The organism is Acidobacteriota bacterium, assembly GCA_016716435.1.
In the GTDB taxonomy this organism is placed as follows: Bacteria; Acidobacteriota; Blastocatellia; order Pyrinomonadales; family Pyrinomonadaceae; genus OLB17.
Genome location: JADJWI010000003.1, coordinates 468,109 through 487,937, shown reverse-complemented (window position 1 = coordinate 487,937; position 19,829 = coordinate 468,109). Strand labels below are relative to the sequence as shown.

The 19,829-nt window shown below is 56.5% G+C and carries 19 protein-coding genes; 6 read left to right on the top strand and 13 right to left on the bottom strand.

The window, feature by feature from the left end; all coding sequences use genetic code 11:
* Nucleotides 1-113: 113 nt before the first annotated feature.
* On the bottom strand, nucleotides 114-1,280 hold the full coding sequence (locus tag IPM21_05500) for an FAD-dependent monooxygenase (protein MBK9163359.1): 1,167 nt from the start codon (nucleotides 1,278-1,280) through the stop codon (nucleotides 114-116).
* A 46-nt stretch (nucleotides 1,281-1,326) separates the two neighbouring features.
* Here IPM21_05500 and IPM21_05495 point away from each other — a divergent pair, with 46 nt between their 5' ends.
* Together IPM21_05495 and IPM21_05490 are read left to right on the top strand one after the other, a co-directional pair.
* The gene (locus IPM21_05495; GenBank protein MBK9163358.1) at nucleotides 1,327-2,286 is read left to right on the top strand and encodes an MBL fold metallo-hydrolase; all 960 of its coding nucleotides are present in this window, start codon (nucleotides 1,327-1,329) and stop codon (nucleotides 2,284-2,286) included.
* Between the two features lie 182 nt (nucleotides 2,287-2,468).
* Nucleotides 2,469-3,515 carry a PD40 domain-containing protein gene (locus IPM21_05490; protein MBK9163357.1) on the top strand — a complete coding sequence of 349 codons (1,047 nt, stop codon included), beginning with the start codon at nucleotides 2,469-2,471 and terminating at the stop codon, nucleotides 3,513-3,515.
* 86 nt (nucleotides 3,516-3,601) lie between these two features.
* Here the strand turns inward: IPM21_05490 and IPM21_05485 are convergent, their stop codons facing one another.
* The 5 genes from IPM21_05485 to IPM21_05465 all read right to left on the bottom strand — a co-directional run bounded on the left by IPM21_05485 (nucleotide 3,602) and on the right by IPM21_05465 (nucleotide 6,840).
* Nucleotides 3,602-3,727, bottom strand: coding sequence for a peptidylprolyl isomerase (locus IPM21_05485; protein MBK9163356.1), 126 nt, complete (start codon nucleotides 3,725-3,727; stop codon nucleotides 3,602-3,604).
* A 192-nt stretch (nucleotides 3,728-3,919) separates the two neighbouring features.
* Nucleotides 3,920-4,090 carry a hypothetical protein gene (locus IPM21_05480; GenBank protein ID MBK9163355.1) on the bottom strand — a complete coding sequence of 57 codons (171 nt, stop codon included), beginning with the start codon at nucleotides 4,088-4,090 and terminating at the stop codon, nucleotides 3,920-3,922.
* A 105-nt stretch (nucleotides 4,091-4,195) separates the two neighbouring features.
* The gene (locus tag IPM21_05475) at nucleotides 4,196-5,719 is read right to left on the bottom strand and encodes a peptidylprolyl isomerase (protein MBK9163354.1); all 1,524 of its coding nucleotides are present in this window, start codon (nucleotides 5,717-5,719) and stop codon (nucleotides 4,196-4,198) included.
* A 145-nt stretch (nucleotides 5,720-5,864) separates the two neighbouring features.
* Nucleotides 5,865-6,398, bottom strand: coding sequence for a HEAT repeat domain-containing protein (locus IPM21_05470; protein MBK9163353.1), 534 nt, complete (start codon nucleotides 6,396-6,398; stop codon nucleotides 5,865-5,867).
* 7 nt (nucleotides 6,399-6,405) lie between these two features.
* Nucleotides 6,406-6,840 carry an OsmC family protein gene (locus IPM21_05465; protein MBK9163352.1) on the bottom strand — a complete coding sequence of 145 codons (435 nt, stop codon included), beginning with the start codon at nucleotides 6,838-6,840 and terminating at the stop codon, nucleotides 6,406-6,408.
* A 165-nt stretch (nucleotides 6,841-7,005) separates the two neighbouring features.
* Between IPM21_05465 and IPM21_05460 the strand changes: the two genes are divergently transcribed.
* Together IPM21_05460 and IPM21_05455 are read left to right on the top strand one after the other, a co-directional pair.
* Complete coding sequence (locus IPM21_05460) at nucleotides 7,006-8,667, top strand: hypothetical protein (GenBank protein MBK9163351.1); 1,662 nt, start codon at nucleotides 7,006-7,008, stop codon at nucleotides 8,665-8,667.
* 81 nt (nucleotides 8,668-8,748) lie between these two features.
* The gene (locus tag IPM21_05455) at nucleotides 8,749-9,549 is read left to right on the top strand and encodes a winged helix DNA-binding domain-containing protein (protein ID MBK9163350.1); all 801 of its coding nucleotides are present in this window, start codon (nucleotides 8,749-8,751) and stop codon (nucleotides 9,547-9,549) included.
* A gap of 12 nt (nucleotides 9,550-9,561) precedes the next feature.
* Here the strand turns inward: IPM21_05455 and IPM21_05450 are convergent, their stop codons facing one another.
* The 7 genes from IPM21_05450 to IPM21_05420 all read right to left on the bottom strand — a co-directional run bounded on the left by IPM21_05450 (nucleotide 9,562) and on the right by IPM21_05420 (nucleotide 17,080).
* Nucleotides 9,562-11,097 (bottom strand): M20/M25/M40 family metallo-hydrolase, encoded by a 1,536-nt coding sequence (locus tag IPM21_05450; protein MBK9163349.1) that lies wholly within the window; start codon nucleotides 11,095-11,097, stop codon nucleotides 9,562-9,564.
* A 61-nt stretch (nucleotides 11,098-11,158) separates the two neighbouring features.
* Nucleotides 11,159-11,269, bottom strand: coding sequence for a hypothetical protein (locus IPM21_05445; GenBank protein ID MBK9163348.1), 111 nt, complete (start codon nucleotides 11,267-11,269; stop codon nucleotides 11,159-11,161).
* Between the two features lie 359 nt (nucleotides 11,270-11,628).
* Nucleotides 11,629-11,841 (bottom strand): hypothetical protein, encoded by a 213-nt coding sequence (locus IPM21_05440; GenBank protein ID MBK9163347.1) that lies wholly within the window; start codon nucleotides 11,839-11,841, stop codon nucleotides 11,629-11,631.
* A gap of 260 nt (nucleotides 11,842-12,101) precedes the next feature.
* On the bottom strand, nucleotides 12,102-12,494 hold the full coding sequence (locus IPM21_05435; protein ID MBK9163346.1) for a GxxExxY protein: 393 nt from the start codon (nucleotides 12,492-12,494) through the stop codon (nucleotides 12,102-12,104).
* 138 nt (nucleotides 12,495-12,632) lie between these two features.
* Nucleotides 12,633-14,813, bottom strand: coding sequence for a dehydrogenase (locus IPM21_05430; GenBank protein MBK9163345.1), 2,181 nt, complete (start codon nucleotides 14,811-14,813; stop codon nucleotides 12,633-12,635).
* A gap of 196 nt (nucleotides 14,814-15,009) precedes the next feature.
* On the bottom strand, nucleotides 15,010-16,263 hold the full coding sequence (locus IPM21_05425; protein ID MBK9163344.1) for a VWA domain-containing protein: 1,254 nt from the start codon (nucleotides 16,261-16,263) through the stop codon (nucleotides 15,010-15,012).
* 100 nt (nucleotides 16,264-16,363) lie between these two features.
* Nucleotides 16,364-17,080, bottom strand: coding sequence for a MerR family transcriptional regulator (locus IPM21_05420; protein MBK9163343.1), 717 nt, complete (start codon nucleotides 17,078-17,080; stop codon nucleotides 16,364-16,366).
* A 147-nt stretch (nucleotides 17,081-17,227) separates the two neighbouring features.
* On the opposite strand from IPM21_05420, the gene IPM21_05415 reads away from it, so the two are divergent.
* Nucleotides 17,228-17,518, top strand: coding sequence for a Dabb family protein (locus IPM21_05415; GenBank protein ID MBK9163342.1), 291 nt, complete (start codon nucleotides 17,228-17,230; stop codon nucleotides 17,516-17,518).
* Between the two features lie 79 nt (nucleotides 17,519-17,597).
* Nucleotides 17,598-19,700: a tetratricopeptide repeat protein gene (locus IPM21_05410; protein MBK9163341.1), complete on the top strand. Its 2,103-nt coding sequence runs from the start codon at nucleotides 17,598-17,600 to the stop codon at nucleotides 19,698-19,700.
* The last annotated feature ends 129 nt before the right edge of the window (nucleotides 19,701-19,829 follow it).

Below are 19,829 nucleotides of genomic sequence, written 5' to 3'. Positions count from 1 at the left end.
TTCTTTTTACTTTCGCGCGTAAAGCAACACGTTGCAGAAAAGTTAAGAATTGCTTTGTAGTTTTTACCGCAAATTGGGGATTAAGGCAAGCAAAATAGTCTTTTTTCGCGGGTTTAACGGGCGGCGGAGGTTTGTGGGCGGGTCAGCCTGGCGAGGGCTTCGGCCGCAAATGGTAGCCCGCCGAGTGCTGCGGAGACAAAAGTGGCAGCTCGAGTTCGGAACGCGGCGTTCCTGAGGAGCGAGCAAACGAAGAGCCTGCGGCGAAACCGCTTTGCGTAAAGCTCAGCATAAACCCGCTGCGCGTCGGCCGCGGCCGCGAGGCTTTCAGCAAGTACTGCTGAGCTTTCGATGGCCATCAGCATCCCGCTGCCGGTAAATGGATCAATGAACGAAGCTGCGTCGCCGACGGTAAAGAGCCGCTCGCCGTAGCTCAGTTCCGAACGCCCAAACCCCTCGAACGAAACTGCCATCCAGTCCATCTCGGCCGTTGAATCGATGAGCGCGTTTCGCGCACTGGCATTTTTGTAAACGAGCTTTTCGAGCACGTCCTCGACGCGGCCGACGACGCTTTTTACCGCCTCGCTCCGGACGAGAAAGCAATGATTGACGGCGCCGCCCTCGACGCGATTGATACCGCCATAGCCGCCGGGGAAGAAATGTATCTCGCAGCGGCCCGCGGCAAGCTCGGCGCCGCGGAGATGCGCCTTAAAGGCGACGAAACCGTTCGAGCGCCTCGCCGGCCGTTCGCTGGCATTGCCCTTCGTGCGTTGAAAAGCCTTGACTAGCGCCTTGCCGCGGCCGGTCGCGTCAATGAAGATGTCGGCCGCGATCTCGCGGGTCCCATCGGCGGTCCGGACATCGATCGCCCGCAGCTCGCCTAGCTCGGCCGGAGCCGAAGCGATCGCCGCTCCTTCGATGACCTCGACGCCGACGGCTCTGGCTCTATCTAAGAGGATCGCGTCCATCGCCGAGCGGCTCAGCCCGAGTGCCGGCTCGCCGAAAGCACGGCCCGGGATCCGCACCGTCCGCCCGCTGAGAGGAAAAAAGAGCGTCTCCGTTATCCGCTCGCCGCCGGCCGAGAGCATCGGCTCGAGCACGCCGAGCTCGGCAAAATGCCCGAAGCACTCCGGCGAGATAAATTCGCCGCAAAGCTTGTGCCGCGGAAAGCGGTCGCGCTCAATTAGCACAACCTCGCGTCCGGCCGATGCCAGCCGAATGGCCAGGCTCGCACCCGCCGGGCCGCCGCCCGCGATCAGCACTTTGCCTTCCCGTTTGTTCATATTGCCGCTGCCCGTTTATTATAACTCTTCGGCACGGCACCGCCTTATGAAGATCACGTCGCTTTCCGTCCCAACACCATTTTACGTCGGCGACGTCAATGTCTATCTCATCCGCGAAGACCCGGTCACGCTCATCGACGTCGGCCCAAAGACCCGCGAGGCGGCCGAGGTTCTCCGCCGCAAACTCGCCGCCGAGGGCATGCTTTTCTCTGATGTCCGCCGCATCGTGCTGACCCACGCTCATGAAGACCATTGCGGGCTTGCCCGTTCGATCCGCGATGAAGCGAAGGATGCCGAGATACTCGTCCACGACTGGGAGACCGGCCATCTTTTCGGCCGGCTTGCCCGCGAGGAGCATCGCCGGCTGCTGATGCGTTCGGGCGTGCCGGAGAGCGTCTTTGACGAGATGCAGACGATGTATGAAGAGATAAGCCTGCTGACCGATTCGATTGAGGACGGCGGCTTTCGCCCGCTTGAGGACGAGATGGAGCTTGAGTTCGAATCCGGCTCGCTCCGCGTGCTCCATACGCCGGGCCACACACCGGGCTCGTGCTCCTTTTTCCGCGAGGCGGACCGGACGCTCGTCTGCGGCGATTGCGTGCTGAAACGCATAACGCCCAATCCCGTGCTCTCGCCCGACCCGCTTGAGCCCGACCGCCGCTTCCGCTCGCTGCAGGAATATCTCGTCAGCCTCGCACGCCTGCGTGAGCTAAAACCGACGCTCACCTACGGCGGCCACGGCGAGCCCGTTACCGATTATGAGGAGATCTTTAACCGCTATCTGCGTGCGATAAATGAACGGCAGGCGCGGACCATCTCGCTCGCCGGACGCGGCGGCGCGAATGCCTTTGAGGTCGCCCAGAAGCTTTTCCCAAACTCCATCGGCCACGACGTCCACCGTTTTCTCGCCATTTCAGAATCCGTCGCCCATCTCGACATGGCCCACGCCGAAGGCAAGCTCGCGCTCGAGCTCAAAGACGGCATCGAGCATTACCGCATTCGCTGACCGAAAAGCGGAGGGCTTTGATCATTGAGCGAAAATAGCGCCTGAAGCACGGGCTCCGACATGGGTCTTTGGCGTCTCGCTGCTTTCCCGTTTAAATTACCGTACTTCATGATTTCGACCACTCTTCGCAGATTCGTTATACTTTTAACATCGGAATATTTTCTAGATTTGTAACAATAATGATGATCTCAAAACTATTTGTCGCAGTTGTCCTTCTTTCATTTTCATTGTCGGCAGCGGGCCAGACGAACGGGCTCGCGATGCCCGGCGAGAAACGGTTGGCTAATATCAAACAACTGACCAACGGCGGTGAGAACGCCGAGGCTTATTTTTCATTTGACGGAAAGAAACTGATCTTTCAGTCAAAACGCGACGGCCGCCAGTGTGATCAGATCTATACGATGAACATCGACGGCTCGGACGTGCGGATGGTCTCGACCGGCAAGGGCCGGACAACGTGCTCGTATTTTCAGAAGAACGGCAAGAAGATCGTTTACGGTTCGACCCATCTGGCCGGCGATGCCTGCCCAACGGCCCCGGATTTCTCCCAAGGATATGTTTGGGCGATATATCCGAGCTACGACATCTTTGTCGCCAATGCGGACGGCTCGCGGCCAAAACAGTTGACGAAAGAGGCCGGCTATGATGCGGAAGCGACCATCTCGCCAAACGGCAAGAAGATCGTCTTCACCTCGACCCGCGACGGCGACCTTGATATCTACACGATGGACATCAACGGCAAGAACGTTAAGCGGCTGACGACCGAGCTCGGCTACGACGGCGGCCCTTTCTTCTCGCCGGACGGCAAGCAGATCGTTTACCGTGCATATCACCCGAAGACCGAGGCCGAGATTGCCCGGTATAAGGACAGGCTCAAGAACGACCTGATCGAGCCAAACAACTTTGAGATCTGGGTGATGAATGCCGATGGCAGCAACAAGCGGCAGATAACGAAGCTTGGTGCGGCGTCATTTGCTCCGTTCTTTACGCCGGACGGAAAGTCGATCATCTTCTCGACGAACTATTTTGCCAAGGACCCGCGGAAGCGAAACTTTGAGCTTGCTATGATCAATGTGGACAGCACGGGACTCGAGCAGGTGACCTTCAACGAAACATTCGACGGCTTCCCGATGTTCTCGCCGGACGGCAAAAAGCTCGTCTTTGCCTCGAACCGCAACGCGGCCAAGGAGGGCGACACGAACGTCTTCATCGCCGATTGGGTGAAATAGCCGCTAGTAAATAGTAAATCGTGAATCGTAAATAGAAAGGGAAGCCCGAGCGATGTCGGGCTTCCCTTTTCTCGTACGTTCCGGAACTACCGTTCGATAATGCGGACGGTTTGTATCTTGTCGCCGCGGGCGATCTTATTTACGACCGCCATGTCGCGTTCACTGACGTGGCCGAAGACCGTGTAGCCGCCGTCGAGATGCGGTAGTTTCATCGTCGACGATAGACCCTAAAGGTCGTACCTTTGCCTTTCGTTTTTGACCAAACACGCCGCGTGACCTTCTATGGCGTCGCCGTCCTTTAACCTTGATGCAGTGGGCCTCCAACCATTCGCAATTCGTCGTTCGAGCAGCTCATCTGCGGTTGGATGCTTGTTCCAGACGGCGACCGCCGTCACGGCACCGAGTCAGGTAGTGTCGTAAACCAGAAACACGTCGCGATATGGAACGATGATGTCGTGGGTGTACTCATCTTGGGTAATAACTTCGGCAACGGTCTGCGGATGCACTTCGCTCTTTGGCTTAGATGCCGCCCAAGCGAGCACGTCCGCGAGGCCGCGGTGACCGTTGATGGCCATACGATCAGTCTCACTCAGAACCTCCGAACTATCTGACCCATTTCGCATACGCTTCACGTTTGGTGCTTGAGAAAGAATACGCACCTTGATCGTCGTGTTTCTGGCTCACCGTTCGACTATTCGGACGGTCAGGATCTTATCGCCCTGCACGATCCGGTCCACTACCGCCATGTCGCGTTCGTTAACGCGGCCGAAGACCGTATAGCCGCCGTCGAGGTGCGGCTGCGGCGCATGAGTAACGAACCACTGAGAACCACCCGTGTCCTTTCCGGCAAGAGCCATTCCGACCGTTCCGCGGCCGTAGGGCACCATATTCACCTCGCAGCGGATGGTCCAGCCCGGGCCGCCGGTGCCGTCGCCCCTTGGGTCGCCATCCTGCATCACGAAATTCGGAACCACGCGATGAACCTCGAGCCCGTCGAAATATTTTGAATTGGCGAGCCGGATGAAGTTATCAACCGTCAGCGGAGCATCATCCGGCAAGAGCTCGATGGTGAAAGTGCCTTTGAGGGTCGCAAGCTCCGCCCGCACCGCGCCATTTTTTCTGGCGGCCGCTCGTCGATAATCGCTCTCGGTGTTGAGCACCTGGCCGAGCCTTGTGCCCTTGCCCGCATACCGGCGAACGCGGACCAGGTCCTTTCGGTCAATGTTCTTCAATATCGGCGAAAGCTCGCGGCCCTTGATCGCCTCGTCGTTCAAGATCTCATGAACACGCCGGCGAATTAGGTTATCGGGCGAGCCGGCCGCGAGGTCGAGCACCGAAAGCGTCCCGACCTTATTGAGCTTAAAGATAGCGTTGATCGCAGCGAGTGCCGCGTCGTTCTCGTTAAGGTCTTTCACGAGCGCATATTCGGCCGCGGTCTTTAGCGAAGCGAGATTTGCCTCAGAAACCGACCGGTCGCCGAGCAGCGATGCCGCCGCCGCTCGGATTTGAACATCCGGATTGCGAAGCGCGATCCGCAATATCTCATCAAGGCTTTCCGTACCAAAACGAGCAAACGCCCGAAGCGTATCCGGTGCCGCAAGTATCGCCTGGGGCTCTTCTTTCGCGTCGGCCTCGGCCATCGCCCTCGCCAGCGGCTCAAGCACGCCCGGAGCTTCCGCCTTCAGCTTCTTACTATCCTCATTTGGAGGTTCGATGCCGGCAAACTCACCAACGATCAACGCGAGCGTCCGATATTGCTTCCAGCTTGTAAGTTCCGGAGCATTCCCATCACCTTTCGCCGGGGCGATCCGGACGCGGGCAACATAGACCTCTGAGGTTGCACCTTTATCGAGCGTTGCAAACTCCTTGAAGAGCTTTAGTGCCGCCTCATTGAAGCTCCCCGGAATCATCTGCCCGAGCGCGACGGCGACCTCAACGAACTCGCCGTGCTCCGCCGGGACGAGGCCGTCGCGGAGCGAGCGCTTATAGTCGGCAAGCAGCTTTGTGCCGTGTGCGATCATCGGGTCAACGGCTTTCGGGTCTTTCAACGCACCCAGCGAACGGATCGCCGAAACACGGACGCGGCTGTCGGCATCCGAAGTGGCCGCTTTGATCAGCAGGTCGATTGCCGTCTTGTCCTCGGCCGCTCCGAGCAGGCGTGCGGCATTTGCCCGGGCAACCGCATCTATGTCAGACGCCAGCATTTTACGGAGCTGTTCGTTGGCGTTTTTTGCCCGTACGCGGGAAAGGGTGTTGGCGGCATCGATCCGGATGCGGGCATCGGAATTCGTGAGGAACTTCGCGACCGTGACGTCCGTTTTTCGGGCGCGAAGGCCGCAATGCGGCGGATCAGCCGACGGAAGACTCGTTTCGTTGTTCGGTCCTGTCTTGCATTTTCTCGGCCTCAAGAACGAAGAGTATCGCCTGCCCAAGGTCTTTCGCCTTCGGATCTTTCGAATTCGCCGCGGCAATTTTTCCCGCAGCCTCGGCAAGCCGGCCGCGGATGTCGGCCTCGACGACGTTGTGCAGCTTTGCCCTGCCAGTCTCGCCGATCGCCCGCTGAATGACATCCGCCGCCTCGATCGATTCGATCTCGCCGAGGGCAAACGCCGCCATCTCGCGGACCGCGATCTCAGTGTCATTTGCGAGAAGTTCTGCGAGCGCCTTTACCGCCGCCGCATCGCCGATCCGCCCGGCCGCAAGCGCGGCACGGCGACGAACTTCTGCGTCTTTGTGCTTGAGCAGGTCACCGATATCCGTGTCGTAGCGGAGTTCGTCCTCGGCACGCAGGATCTGAACCTCGATGGTGATCGGAATCTCGGCGATCGCGACGGCCGACAGCAGGACGACCGCAAGAAATATTGAAACAAGGTTTTTGAACATTTGAAATTTACTGGCCTGCACCGGCCTCGATTATCGAGAAGGTGGTTGTGATCATGGCCGTCGGGCGGACGGTGGCGGCGACGGAGCAATACTTGCCGTCCGAAAGCTCGATCGCCCGGGCGACCGCCGCTTCCGAAACGCCGCGGCCTTGCACGATATGGTGGACGTGAAACGTCTCATATTTTCGCGGGTGCTCCTCTGCCCGCTCGCCGCTTACCTCAACGCGGTAATCGGTTACGTCCTGCCGCTTCTTTAATAATATCGATATGACGTCGGCGGCAGTACACGCAGCGACCGAAACAAGCAAAAGCTCCATCGGCGTCGGGGCCGATTTCCTATCTCCTTTAGTATCAATAGCAAACGAGTGCCCGCTCGGGCTTGTTCCGATCAGCATCTCGTCGCCTGCGTAACGGATGACCGCCTTTATCGGCGTTGATGACATAGTTTCTTCACTCCCCTTTTTCCCGAATTTGTAAGAAAATCTTAGCACAGCAGAGCGTTGAGGTGCTTCGCAAGAGAATTTGAACAACTTGCGGTATAAAAAATGCTTCAAACGCGATGAGGGATGCGTGTGTCTTTTCCGAGGACGCACGAAGACGGTGAGATTATGAAACGGTTTTTCAACAGCTCGGTCGCCGCGATGCTATTTGCGGCAATTGTTTTTAGCTTTGCTTCGAGTGCCTCGGCCCAGCAGCCGAATGAACGCGAGGTTCGCGATACGGTCAGGAGCCTTTTGTCCAAGATCGACGATCTGGACATGACGCTCAACTTTCAGCTAAGAAGCAACTCCGCCTCGCGGGCGGTTCGTGACGAGGCAAGGTCGGGCATAGACGCACTGAAGGTTTCCGTCAATTCCTTTAGCGATAATCTCGGACTTCGCCGCGAGAACCGTAGCGATATTGAGCAGATCGTCGCGGCCGGGGCGGACATCGCCGCATTTCTCGAGGCAAATCCGCAGAACCGCAGGATCGTATCTACATGGACGGACGCCCGGACGTTGATCGAGCGGCTTGCGGCTTATTATGGCGTTCGACCGGATTGGAATGGACGCACCTCCAATGTTTCTAACCAGAGCTCGGACGCGGACGATTACGGGTACCAGCCAACTGGCGGAGCCATCTCGCCCGGGCTCACCGGAACTTACAGGCTTGACGCCGGACGCAGCGAAAAGGCGGCGGAGATCGTTGCTGATGTTAACGTTAATGCAAACGACCGGGCCGATCTTGAATCAAAGCTCGACGCACCGCAATCGATCGCGTTGCTCGTCCGCGGCAGCGAAGTGACTCTTGCCACGACGAATGCAGACCCGGTGACTTTCGTCGCCGATGGCCGCGAGCGGTCAGAAAATTCCGGCGGCCGAACGGTTCGGCTGCGTGCCACGCTTCGCGGCGATGAGATGACCATCTCAAGCCTTGGCGGCGAGACGGATTACACCATCATCTTCACCTCGGTCGAGAACGGCCGCGGCCTCAAGGTCACGCGTCGGATAACCACCGCATACCTTGCCGAGACCGTTTTTGCCGACAGCTATTACCAGAAGACCGAACAAACGGCTGGGCTTGGGATCGATAGTTCCTCGCAAACGGGTGTCGTCGCCGTTGATCCGGACGACAGTGGATATAGCGATAACGATACCGGCTACTCGACCAATGACCGCGACGACCGGGTCGGTGCGAACAGCCCGAACCCGACGCTCAGCAAGCCGCGGATCGGTCAATTCATCGTCCCGAATGGAACGGTCGTCACGGGCGTTCTCGATACCGAGATCGACACAAAGGCCTCACAAAACAACGACCGGTTCAAGATGACTGTTCAAGGGCCGATGGAATTTCGCGGTGCTGTGGTCGAGGGTTATATTACGGGCGTTGGACGCTCAGGACAGGTCTCGGGCCGGTCGAACGTGACCTTTAATTTCGAGCGGATAACGCTCCGCGACGGGCGTGCCTATGACTTTGCCGGGTCGCTGACAGGCATCCGCGATGAACGCGGAAAGGAAGTAAAGGTTGATACCGAAGGCACGGCCCAGGGCGACAGCCAGACCAGGGAGACAGCCAAACGCGGGGGCATCGGTGCCGGTATCGGCGCGGTGATCGGTGCGATCGCAGGCGGCGGCAAAGGTGCTGTTCTCGGGGCGATCATTGGCGGCGGTGCAGGCGCAGGCTCCGTTATCGCAACCGGCCGCGACGACGTAAGGCTGATGCCGGGCTCGACCATTACGGTCGTTTCCTCGTCACCGGTCCGCGGCAATAGTGATCCGCAGAGCAACTAGGCAACGGCTGAATCGATAAGCGGGCGGTGACATGCGTTGCCGCCCGTTTTTTTGCGCCCAAAGTTATGCTTTAATCGGCGTGTGAAGCATCTTCCCGAGGCGATCGAAGAGTACCGCGACCGCAAGTGGCGGCGTGAGGATGGTTTGAAGATCGATACGGCGGAAGAAGCCGAATCGATGATCGAGGATCTCGGGTTTTGCCTTGGACTGACCGACGTGCGGAAGGCAATGCCCTCCATTTATATCGCCGTCTGCGGCCGGCGGGATGCCCACATGCCGCGGAATGTGCAGAAAGACGCCGAAGCGAGCAGGGCATGGGTTCTGAAGGACGAGCTAATGGCCCGCGGAAACCTCTATTACGGGAAACTCATCAAGGGCAAATCGTGGTTTCTGGCCCGCCGGATGATCCCGGTTTTCAATGCGATCTGGGGTTGTTCGAGGGCGGGCGAAAGCGGAGTGCTGTCAAAAGATGCACAGGCCGTTCTGAAAGTGCTCCGGAAGGAATGGGAAATGGCGACGAGCGACCTTCGCGAAGCGTGTGGATTTAAGGACAAAAAGGACCTCACCAAAGCGCTCGATGAACTGCAGCTTCGAATGAAGGTCGTACCGCAGGAAGCGCTTTACGTGCCGAAGTTCACATACATCTGGACCCTGGCCGAGGCTCGATTTCTTGCGGAAATGAAGATCAAGATGAAGCGCGAAGATGCCGTACGCGAACTAGCCCGAACCTACTTGCAGATGTGCGGGATGACACTGCTTGGCGAACTTGCGGGCAAATTCGGTCTTAACCGCAGGGAAGCCGGAAAGGCGAATCACGAGCTGGTGGATGAAGGCTTTGCTGAAAGACTCGCGACCGGTGTCTATAAACTCAAGGAATTTTAGCCGCAGAGTTCGCTAATTCTTCATCGTCATCATCGCTGCAAATGTTTCGATTCCATCCCACAAATTCTGAATTCGGATATTTTCGTTCTCGGCGTGCTGGTTGTTATCGTGATTTGCGATCGGGACCGTTATCGTCGGCACCTGAAGGGTTTCGCTGATTATCGAAAGCGGCAGGCTGCCGCCTAAGGATGGCATTTGTACAACCGGTTGGAGCGTGGTTCCCTGGACCGCATTGATGACAGAAATGGAGACGGGCAAGTCCATTCGCGTTCGCTGTGCATTGTAGCTCCCGGGGACGTGGTTGAATTTTGCAATACGTTGGTACTTTTGGCGCTCTTCGTCGGTCGGATCATGGTCAATGACGTAATAACCTTGCGATTCAATGTGCCGGCGAAGTTTAGCGACCTGGCGAATGTGGTCGTTCCCCTTGACGAGACGAAGGTCGAGCACTGTCGTGGCGGTCGTGGGAATGACGTTTCGAGCTTTTTCGCCGACATCACCACTTTTGATGCCGTTTATGTTTAGCGAAGGCTGGTTGATACGTTCGAGAAGGCTTTTGCCGCCGCCCTCGGTGTAGGCGATACCGAGTTCACGTTTCAGCTGCTCATCGTATTGCGGAGCGTCACCAATATTCTTCAGTTCGGCAGGTCCCAACGGCTCGACATCGTCATTCCACCCCTTGATAGTAATGTTGCCAAGATCATCCTTCATTGAGCCAAGAAGCTTGGCAAGAAGTAACGCCGGATTTGGAGACCAGTTACCATAGTGGCCGCTGTGCAATGGGCGTTTCGCCCCATATACTGTCAGCTCAACATTAACGTCGCCGCGAACTCCAAACACTACCTGCTTGCGCCCCGATTGGTGAATTGGTCCGTCGCAGACGATAAAAGCATCGGCTTTCAAAATTTCCTTGTGCTTCTCGAGGATCTCCTTCAGGTTCGGCGAACCTGCTTCTTCTTCGCCCTCGAAAAAGAACTTTATATTGACCGTTGGCTTGATGCCCTTGGCAATTAGAGCGTCAAAAGCGGTCAGGATCGCAAAGACCCCGGCCTTGTCGTCCGATGCGGAGCGGGCATAGAGACGCCATTCGGGATCGATCTTCTCGCCATCTCGTGGAAACGGAATGATCTTTCCACCCTTATCAAGCGATGCCGTTCTCAGCACCGGCTCCCACGGCTTGCTTCCTGCCCAGTCAGCGGCATCTGTCGGCTGCCCGTCATAGTGAGCATAGAAAATGATCGTCTTGGCCGCACCTGGCGTGATGTACTCACCAAAAACAACTGGCGGGACCCTGGCGTCGTCCGCCTCAAGTAAGCGCGGCTTCAAACCTCGCTTCTGCATCTGGGCGATGAGATAGTCTGCATTCCGACGGATATTGGGCGTATCGGATGCTACGTTGGGGATCGAAAGCATGCCAACGAAATCGCGTAGAAGTCGGTGCTCATCTGTAGTGCGATAGTCGCGAACCGCCGTCGTAACGGAGGTCTGGCCAAATACGCAAACCGACGTGACGAGTAATAATACAACGCAGATCAAGAGACTTTTCATATAGATTTTGTTCACAAATGTTAATGAAAACAGCCCCGCAACTCAAATTGAGCTGCGTGGCCTAGGCGATGAACGTGTCGGTGGCGCCGACTCGGCGGACTGGAGCGTCGAGATATTCGATAAGCTCGTTCGAGATGCGTGCGGCGATCTCGGCCCCGTAACCGTATGAGATCGGGTCCTCGTGAGCAACGAGTACGCGCGAGGTCTTTAATTGGTCGACGAAGGCTTTGCTGAACGCGTCGAACGGGGAGTTTACCGGCTTGCGGAGGTCTGAACGATCCGTTCGGTGTCAAAAAACGACCGGATCAGGCCAAAGAAACGCCGTTCGTTGAATTTTAAAAGCAGTAATGCTTGAGTAGGTTAGATTGGAGGAGTTCGATGAAAATCGAGCTCTACCTTATAGCTACGTCAAAAGGCGGAAGGCACATCCGGGAAATGGGCCTTCCGCCTCTCCTTTTGACTCGTCAACACAGAAAATGCCCTGTGGACGCATGATCGCCCACGGGCATTTCAAAGCTCTTCGGAGAAAACTTACTTAAAGATGCTTTTGAAGAGTTCTTCGATCTGGTGGAAAAAACATCCGCACGAATTGATGTCGCAATCCTTCCGCAGTGGCTCAAACTTTCCATCCGCGGTGTAACACGAGAGGTGGCGCTTCTCGTCATAGATGCTGGCGTGAGCCACACCAGCAACGCTGACCGAAACGAACATCACAAGGGCCATTATCCGTGCAATTTTTTTCATTAGATTCCTCAGATTCCTCCTTGCTAAACAAAAGGTGGAGCAGGCAGACCGCCCGCAAAATAAGTTCCAACACTCTACACCAAATCGATTAAAAAAATCAATACTTACCCAACTTCCACTACTCTTCCGAACTACGGAAACACCTCACCGCAGATGTACGCAAATGAACGCTGATACTTTTTCTCAACGTGAAGAACTGTAACGTTCTGCTTAGACAACAAACGTGTGTTTATCTGCGTCTATCTGTGGTGAGATCATTTTCAAATGTTCTTAAGATACTGAGATTGAAAGATCCTTTTCACCTCGACCCGCGGCCGGCCGAAGTTGATCAGCAGGCACAACGGCAATTGGGTTGAATTCAGGTAGTTGATGCACTGTGCTTTATGGATTTCGTTGAGGGCATTGCAGGCCTTTAGCTCGATGATCAGGACACCCTCGATCAACATGTCAGCGAAGTATTCTCCGACAACGACCCCATCGTAAATGACATGCAGCGGCTTTTGAAGCTCGACCTTTAATCCAAGTTTACGGAGCTCGTGGGCAAGAGCATTCATGTAGACCTTTTCAAGAAAGCCACTGCCGAGAGCATTGCTGATCGTATAAGAACAGCCAATGACTTTTTCCGAAAGGGAGTTAAGCTCAGCTTCCGTCATAGATGATCGCGAACACTAACCGCAGATCAACGCAGATGAACGCAAATTTCTGCGGATAACTAATTTCTCAAATGAACTTGCATCATATACCTTATCCAATCTGCGTCTATCCGCGTTTATCTGCGGTTGATTTCTTTTTCAGTACTTCATCAATTCCTGAACTGCTTTCTCCACGTCCTCGCTTTGGGGAAGGATGAAGTCTTCGACCTGCGGGGCGTAGGCGACGAAGGTGTCGGTGGCGCCGACACGGGCGACCGGTGCGTCTAGGTATTCAAAGAGCTCGTTCGAAATGCGGGCGGCGATCTCGGCTCCGTAGCCGTATGAGATCGGGTCTTCATGGGCAACGAGTACACGCGAGGTCTTCTTGACCGATTCCGCGATGGCTTCCCAGTCGTAGGGAACTAGCGTGCGGAGGTCGATGAGGTCGACCGTGATGCCCTGCTGTTCAAGCCGTTTCGCCGCCTGATTTGACCGCTCGACGAGCGCGCCGAAGGTGACGATCGTAACGTCCTTACCCTCGCGGACCTTCTTGGCCTTGCCGAAGGGGATCAGGAAATCCTTGCTCGGATATTCCGACTTGTTATAGATCTGGCGATAGAGGTGCTTGTGTTCGAGGAAAAGAACGGGGTCGTCGCAGCGGATCGCCGTACGCAGTAGCCCGTTCGCATCAAGCGCGGTCGAGGGATAAACGATTATCAAACCGGGCGTGTGTGCAAAAAGTGTCGTGCCCGATTGCGAGTGGTAAACGGCGCCTCCTTTCAGGTATCCGCCGACCGGAACGCGCATCACCATCGGGCAGGTCGTATCGCCGTCCGAACGCCAGCGGGTCAGCGCGACCTCGTTGCGAATCTGCATCATCGCCGGGAAAATGTAGTCAAAGAACTGGATCTCAACGACCGGTTTCAGGCCGCGGATCGCCATCCCGACCGCACGGCCGACGATGTTCGCTTCGGCCAACGGCGAATTGAAAACGCGTGCCGAGCCGAACTTCCGCTGCAGGTTCGCCGTCACCTTGAAGACGCCGCCCTTACCTTTGACCCGCTCGAGATATTCCTCGCGTGAAACATCGGCCACGTCCTCGCCAAAGACGACGATCCGCGGGTCGCGTTCCATCTCTTCGTGCATGCAGCGGTTGATCAGGTCGACCATCGTGCCCGGATTGCCGGAGAGCTCAGCACCTTCTTCGGTATCGAAAAGCGAGCGATCTGTCGGATCGACATCCGGCGAAAAGACGTTGCGAAGCGCCGATTCAGGCGCCGGTTGCGGCGTTTCGATCGCAATATCGGCGGCCTTGTTGACCTCTTCATCGACCTCTTTGCGAAGGGCCTCAAGCTTTTCGGAGGTGATGACGCCTTCGGTCATCAAAAACTCGGCAAAGGTCGTGATCGGGTCGATCTCGGCATCGGCCTGGCGTTCTTCATCCGGGCGATAGAGCTTTTCGTCGTCCGAAAGCGAGTGCGAATACGGGCGAATGACCTTGCCGTGGACAAACGCGGGCCCTTTTCGCTCGCGGCAGTACTCGACAGCGCGCTTGAAGGTGGCATAGCTTTCGAGCGGGTCGGTGCCATCGCACTTTTGCATGAAGAGGTTCGGGAAGCCTGAGACAAGGGCCGAGATATCGCCGCCGGCCGTGTTTACCTCAACCGGAACGGAGATCGCGTAGCCGTTGTCCTCAACCACGAAGATCACCGGCAGCTTGAGGTTACAGGCTGTATTGAGAGCTTCCCACCATTCGCCTTCGCTGGTCGTGCCGTCGCCGACAGACATATAGACGACCTCGTCGCCCTTGAATCCTTTGACCTTGTCCTGAAGTTCCGGCAGGAGCGAGGCTCGGTGTGAAACCTCGGCCGCACCGACCGAATGGAGCGCCTGAGTTCCGGTGCAGGAAGATTGCGAGGGAACATTCAGGTCCTTGTGGCCCCAGTGCGAAGGCATTTGCCGGCCGTGCGAATTAGGGTCGAGCTCAGCACCGACGGCGGAGTAAAGCATCTCAAGCGCCGTCATTCCCAAACCGAGCATCAACGCCCGGTCGCGATAATACGGAAAGAACCAATCATAAGCCGGCTTCATTGCCTGAGCCGCTCCGACAAGAAGAGCCTCGTGGCCGGCTCCCGAGATCTGGAAGAAGATCTTGTTCTGGCCCTTAAGCTGGATCTCTTTGTCATCGACCCGCCGGGACATATACATCGTCCGGTACATCGCAACGAGCGTCTCCGGCGAAAGGCCGTGATACTTCTCGGCCGCTGCCGCCGTGCCGCCGCCGCCGTTCGCTTCTTTCTTATCTGCCTTCGAATCGGTCTTTTTTGCAGAGATTGACATCAATAAATAAGTCCTTTCAATAAGATTTTCTGATAGTTGGGTAACTAAAAAGAATAGCAAATAGCAGGCTTTCGGGCAATTTGGGCGGTTGGGCCAAAGACTCGGTCTTCCGAACGCCGAGATAAACAAAAAGCTTAAGGCGAACCGGTTTCCCGATCCGCCTTATTTTCTCGCGGGGAGTTGCGAGTGTGGGTAGCTATCGGCTCTTTCGCCGGAGATCGCGTTCGTAGCTCATTCGTTTGCGGGTGAGCAGATCGTTGCTGCGGTCGGCGATCAACCGGTTGAGATCCCTGACCGCCTCGATCTCCTGTTCGAGCTCCAGCGAAGGGGCAAGCGAGAATAGGGCATCCGTCTGAAGTTCCCTGTCAAAGAGCACCTGCTGTGCATCCTCAAAACGTCCGCGGTCCATGTACTCCATCGCTTCTTTCCTCGCTCGGGCGTTTGTCAGAAGCGTGACGGCTTCGAGCACCTGGTCGTTCCTGCGGAGTTCAGCCACAGCGGCCGCAGTGTCATAAACGACTTCGGCCTCCGCAGTTACGGCCATCGGCTTTTGAGTCGCTTGCTCGGTGTAGCGAAGCTCGAATATAGCCGCCGAAAACGTCTCGCCGACCTTGCCGGCGGGTATCTTCAGCCTGACTAAAACATCTAGCGGGGAACCGGCCCGAATATTGGGAAGTATGTACCGGCCAGATGCATCGGTTTCGAAGTCGTTCAGCAGGTCTTCGACCTTAACTCCCGGCGAAGGCGTAATGCCAAGCGTAACCGTGTGCCCAACCTGTGCCACCAAGCCCTTCAACTCTGTTTCGAAAATTCGGACCATATCCTGTGGTTCTTCGACGTACCATGCGTTCCCTTGGCCGGCTTCGGCCATAGGTACGAGGAGATCCTCGTTAAAGCCCTGCCCGATGCCGATGGTCGAGGTGCTGATCCCGCGTTCGGCGAGAGCCTTTGCCTGCTCAACAATGCGGTCGGGCCGCGCCTCGCCGACGTTCGCCTGGCCGTCCGTGATCAGGAGAACACGGTTGATGCCGCCGCCGGAAAGCCGCTCGCTGACCTGTATGCCGGCCTGAACCCAACCCTCGTGAAGTGCGGTCGAGCCGCGGGCCTCAATGCGGTCAATGCCGCGTTTGAGCATTTCTTTATTCGCAACGGGCTGATTAGTGAAGAGAACATCCACGTTCCCATCGAATATCACCGCAGAAAAGGTGTCCGTCGGCAGCAGCTCATCAACGCAGTATTTCGCAGCCTCGCGAGCCTGCGCCATCTTGTGGCCGCCCATCGAACCGGAGCGGTCAAGCGCGATGCCGAAGTTCAACTTCGGGCGTTTGAGTCCGCCAGCTTCTACCGAGGGCGGAAGCACCCTAAGGAGAACATCGATCGTCTGATCAGTGTCCGCGGCGACCATTTCCTTTTCCGTAAGGATCTGCAAGTGGGTCTTTTTACTTTCCATTGTCTTTTTCGTTGCTCCTTTTTTTTGTTATCGCCGCATCTTTCGATCGGTCTTGTCTAATCAATTCACCATTGATTCAGTATTGAATTAGCTCGCGCGTTTATCTCCGCTCTCTCGAATCGAGAATTCCATCGATCAGCACGAGCAGCCGCTGGCGCCAGTTGGGCTCTCTCGGGGCCCGGAAGCTTCGTGCAACGTGGAGTTCGACGCCGGGAATTATCTCGTAACGTCGCCAATCGGATGTACCACGGGAGAGTTTCGGTTCCGCGGCCGGCCGACTGCGGGCAGGTGGACGCTCCGGCTTGTCGCTTCGCCCCATTAGAAGCGATTGAAGATACTCCTTCGCTTCGTTGTCAGCCGCGGGCGGCGAGGCGGGCTGGGCCGTGGTGCCCGCCATGACCACAACTTCGCTGTCATCCGTATGCCCGATCGATGCCCGGAATAGGTCCAGCTCTTCTTCGTCTGTAAAGACGTGTATCTCCTCGCCGAATAGTTTTTCGAGCTCTTCTTCCGATTTACCGAGCATTAGGTCCTTGATGACGCTGATCGGAAGCCCGAGAGCCTGCAGCTTTTTGATCACCAGCAGCGTTAGAAGATGTTCGTAGCCGAAGATCGACGTAACCCCGCGTTTCTCGATCGCCTGGTCGAGCAGCCCTTCGGTGATGTAATAGCGAATGGTGCGCTCATTCGGGTAATCGGCGACCGTTCCCTTCTCCTGAATGGTTCCGGTGGACCTCAAGAAGTGCTCCGCGGCCCGGGCAAGCTCGCGAACGCCGTGGTATTCGATGTGTTTTAGAGTTTCAAGTAACTTGACCATGCGACGATATTACTGCAAACACTTGATGTTGTCAACAGTAAATATTATCGACAGTAGATAGTGGCAGGTCGAGGCAGGAACGGTCGGCTGTTAAACGCTTTGTTTTGTTCGTTTCCTGCGGTGCGGTGGTTGCGATATCATCTTTTAATGCTTACACATATCGTTTGTTGGAAGTACAAGCCTGAGATCGATGCGGCAGCCCGCGAAGAGCATATTGCAAGGTTGCGGGCCCTTAAAAATGTCATCCCCGAAATAATCGATATCTCGGTCGGCAAGGACATTCTCGGGCTTGAACGCTCGTTTGACACAGGGCTTGTGGCGACGTTTGCAGACCGCGAGGGCCTGGACGCATATACCGATCACCCGCAGCACCGCGAGGTCGCCGCGATGGGCAAAGAGATAGCCGAGCGCGTCGTTTCAGTCGATTTTGTCGAATAAAGTATTTTCGGGCGCGAAGGGTTGCGGGGGCAAACGATTCCCGCCGGCCGTACATCTTAAGACCCAGTAAATTAAACCGATGTTTTTGCAAAAGTTAATCAAGACGCGGCCTCTTTTTGCCCTTATCGCGACGCTCACGATCGGCGCCGGGGCTCTTATCACTTCGGCTCAGCAAACGCGGCGTGCGGCAACGTTCGACGTCAACGGATACGTTATCGATGCCAAGCTCCTGACCGACGAGAACAAGCTCGACGCCACGGTCGATGTTACATTCGTGCCGCTCGAGGACCTTCGCTCGGTCGCATTCGAGTTGAACGGCTCGCTCAAGATCGATTCGATCGTCCGCGTGAACTCCGCTGCTCAACCGACGCCGGCACCTACGCCAACCCGCGGACGGCAGCCGCGTCCGACCCCGACGCCCCGTGGGCCGGAGGTCACCTTTGTGCAAGACCAGGTCGGCGTCTCCGATCTGGGCCCGAGCGTTCGCATCGACCTCGGGGAGCAGGTTACGAAGGACACGCCCGTAACGCTTCGCTTCAAGTACAACGGAGTTTTGAATACGCCTTCGGGCGGGCCGCTGCTAAACAAACGACTGGCATATATCGGCGAGGTCAATGGATATCTTTTTTACGCGGCACGCTGGTTCCCCTTTCACGATTACGCGGCCGACCGGGCAACGGCGGACATCACCGTAACGCTTCCCGGAGCGTTTCAGGTCGTCGGCCACAGCGATACCGATGTGCCCGCGGTTTCGGCTGGAAAATATCGTTTCATTCAGTCGCGGCCGGGTCTCGTCGGTAACATTGCATACGGCCGATACACGAACCGCGACCTGCAGATCGGCGGTTACGAATTGAAGTTCTACACGCGGCCGGGCAGCACCGAGAACGTCGAGGCATATGCCGAAACCATCGGAAAGGCGCTCGAATACTACACAAAGCAATTTGGCGAGCCGGAGATGGGCCGCGACCTCGCGATCGTTCAGATCGACGATGAAAGCCTCGACTTCTACTCGGGTGCCGGAATCACGTTCGTCTCGGACCGGCAGTTCACCGAACCGAGAAACGTGACCGAAGAGCGGCTTCAACGCGAGGCCGCATATCAGTGGTGGGGACATACGGTCGGGCTCAAATCGTTTGACGATGCATGGGTCTCGCAGGGACTTGCCGAATACAGCGCCTTTGCTTTTCGCGAATCGAATGCGACTGGCGCCCAGCTTGATGCGCTTCGCCGCGAGCTGGTTGAAAAGTCATTGACGTTCGAACAAACGGCATCGCTGCTCCGCGCACCGGCAAATCTCGACGATCAGTCCACCGCTTACCGATACATGATGTACGGCAAGGGTGCAATGGTTTTTAAGCTTTTGCGGGAAACGCTCGGGAAGCAGAAGTTCGATCAGCTTCTCAAGACCTATCTTGAAGAATTTCGCGGCAAGAGCTCTTCGATCGACGAGTTTGAGCGGCTGACTTCGCGGGTCGCCGGGCAAAACATGCGTTACTTTTTTGCCCGCTGGGTGGAGAGCACCGGCGTGCCGGAATTCACGGCCGACTATGTGATACTCCGCAACCGTGCCGGCAAGTTCATCGCCCGCGGGACGGTAAAGCAGAACTACGACAACCTTCGGCTCCCGGTCGAGATACAGCTCAAGTTTGAAGGTGAGAACGGTTTCAAGACCGAGCAGCTTCAGATAGATGACGCGAGTGCGGACTTTAATATTGAGGTTGACGGCAAGCCGCTGGAGGTCATCGTTGACCCCGGCTTTAAGCTGCTTTGGGTCTCGCCGGAGCTTCGCGTGACCTCGATCGCAAGGCGGGGCATCGAGCTCTTCAAGGAAGGCAATTACAGCGAAGCGCAGACGCAGCTTGAGAATGCCCTGAAGCTTGACCGCTCAAACTCTTGGATCTACTACCACCTCGGGCTACTTTTCCTCGAACAGCGAAATTATGAGCTTGCTAAGGAAAACTTCCGGGCCGCTCTTCTTGGCAACATCAATCCGCCGTGGCTTGCGGTTTGGGCAGAGATAAAGCTTGGCAATGCCTACGACGCCCAGGGCGACCGGACGCGAGCCATCGCCGCTTACGACCGAGCCGAAAAGACCGGCATAGAATACGACAACGCACCCGATGCAATCGCCCGTTTCAAAGCAACCCCTTATGACCCGCGTGCCGGAGATGTAAATTGATTTAGTTTGATCAGATTTCGATGGCGGCCATCCGACAACTCTGAGCACTCTGCGAAACCTCAGCGGCCTCTGCGTTGGATTTAACTAAACGCAGAGGCCGCCGTGTTTTTCGCAGAGTACGCTGAGACT

Bases quoted from the DNA above. Each gene is read 5' to 3' on its own strand.
- IPM21_05460 (MBK9163351.1), top strand. From the start codon at position 7,006: ATGAAACGGTTTTTCAACAGCTCGGTCGCCGCGATGCTATTTGCGGCA.
- IPM21_05430 (MBK9163345.1), bottom strand. From the start codon at position 14,813: ATGTCAATCTCTGCAAAAAAGACCGATTCGAAGGCAGATAAGAAAGAA.
- IPM21_05425 (MBK9163344.1), bottom strand. From the start codon at position 16,263: ATGGAAAGTAAAAAGACCCACTTGCAGATCCTTACGGAAAAGGAAATG.
- IPM21_05495 (MBK9163358.1), top strand. From the start codon at position 1,327: ATGAAGATCACGTCGCTTTCCGTCCCAACACCATTTTACGTCGGCGAC.
- IPM21_05410 (MBK9163341.1), top strand. From the start codon at position 17,598: ATGTTTTTGCAAAAGTTAATCAAGACGCGGCCTCTTTTTGCCCTTATC.
- IPM21_05480 (MBK9163355.1), bottom strand. From the start codon at position 4,090: ATGGCCATCAACGGTCACCGCGGCCTCGCGGACGTGCTCGCTTGGGCG.
- IPM21_05475 (MBK9163354.1), bottom strand. From the start codon at position 5,719: ATGCTGGCGTCTGACATAGATGCGGTTGCCCGGGCAAATGCCGCACGC.
- IPM21_05450 (MBK9163349.1), bottom strand. From the start codon at position 11,097: ATGAAAAGTCTCTTGATCTGCGTTGTATTATTACTCGTCACGTCGGTT.
- IPM21_05485 (MBK9163356.1), bottom strand. From the start codon at position 3,727: ATGAAACTACCGCATCTCGACGGCGGCTACACGGTCTTCGGCCACGTC.
- IPM21_05490 (MBK9163357.1), top strand. From the start codon at position 2,469: ATGATCTCAAAACTATTTGTCGCAGTTGTCCTTCTTTCATTTTCATTG.
- IPM21_05440 (MBK9163347.1), bottom strand. From the start codon at position 11,841: ATGAAAAAAATTGCACGGATAATGGCCCTTGTGATGTTCGTTTCGGTC.
- IPM21_05465 (MBK9163352.1), bottom strand. From the start codon at position 6,840: ATGTCATCAACGCCGATAAAGGCGGTCATCCGTTACGCAGGCGACGAG.
- IPM21_05500 (MBK9163359.1), bottom strand. From the start codon at position 1,280: ATGAACAAACGGGAAGGCAAAGTGCTGATCGCGGGCGGCGGCCCGGCG.
- IPM21_05470 (MBK9163353.1), bottom strand. From the start codon at position 6,398: ATGTTCAAAAACCTTGTTTCAATATTTCTTGCGGTCGTCCTGCTGTCG.
- IPM21_05435 (MBK9163346.1), bottom strand. From the start codon at position 12,494: ATGACGGAAGCTGAGCTTAACTCCCTTTCGGAAAAAGTCATTGGCTGT.
- IPM21_05415 (MBK9163342.1), top strand. From the start codon at position 17,228: ATGCTTACACATATCGTTTGTTGGAAGTACAAGCCTGAGATCGATGCG.
- IPM21_05420 (MBK9163343.1), bottom strand. From the start codon at position 17,080: ATGGTCAAGTTACTTGAAACTCTAAAACACATCGAATACCACGGCGTT.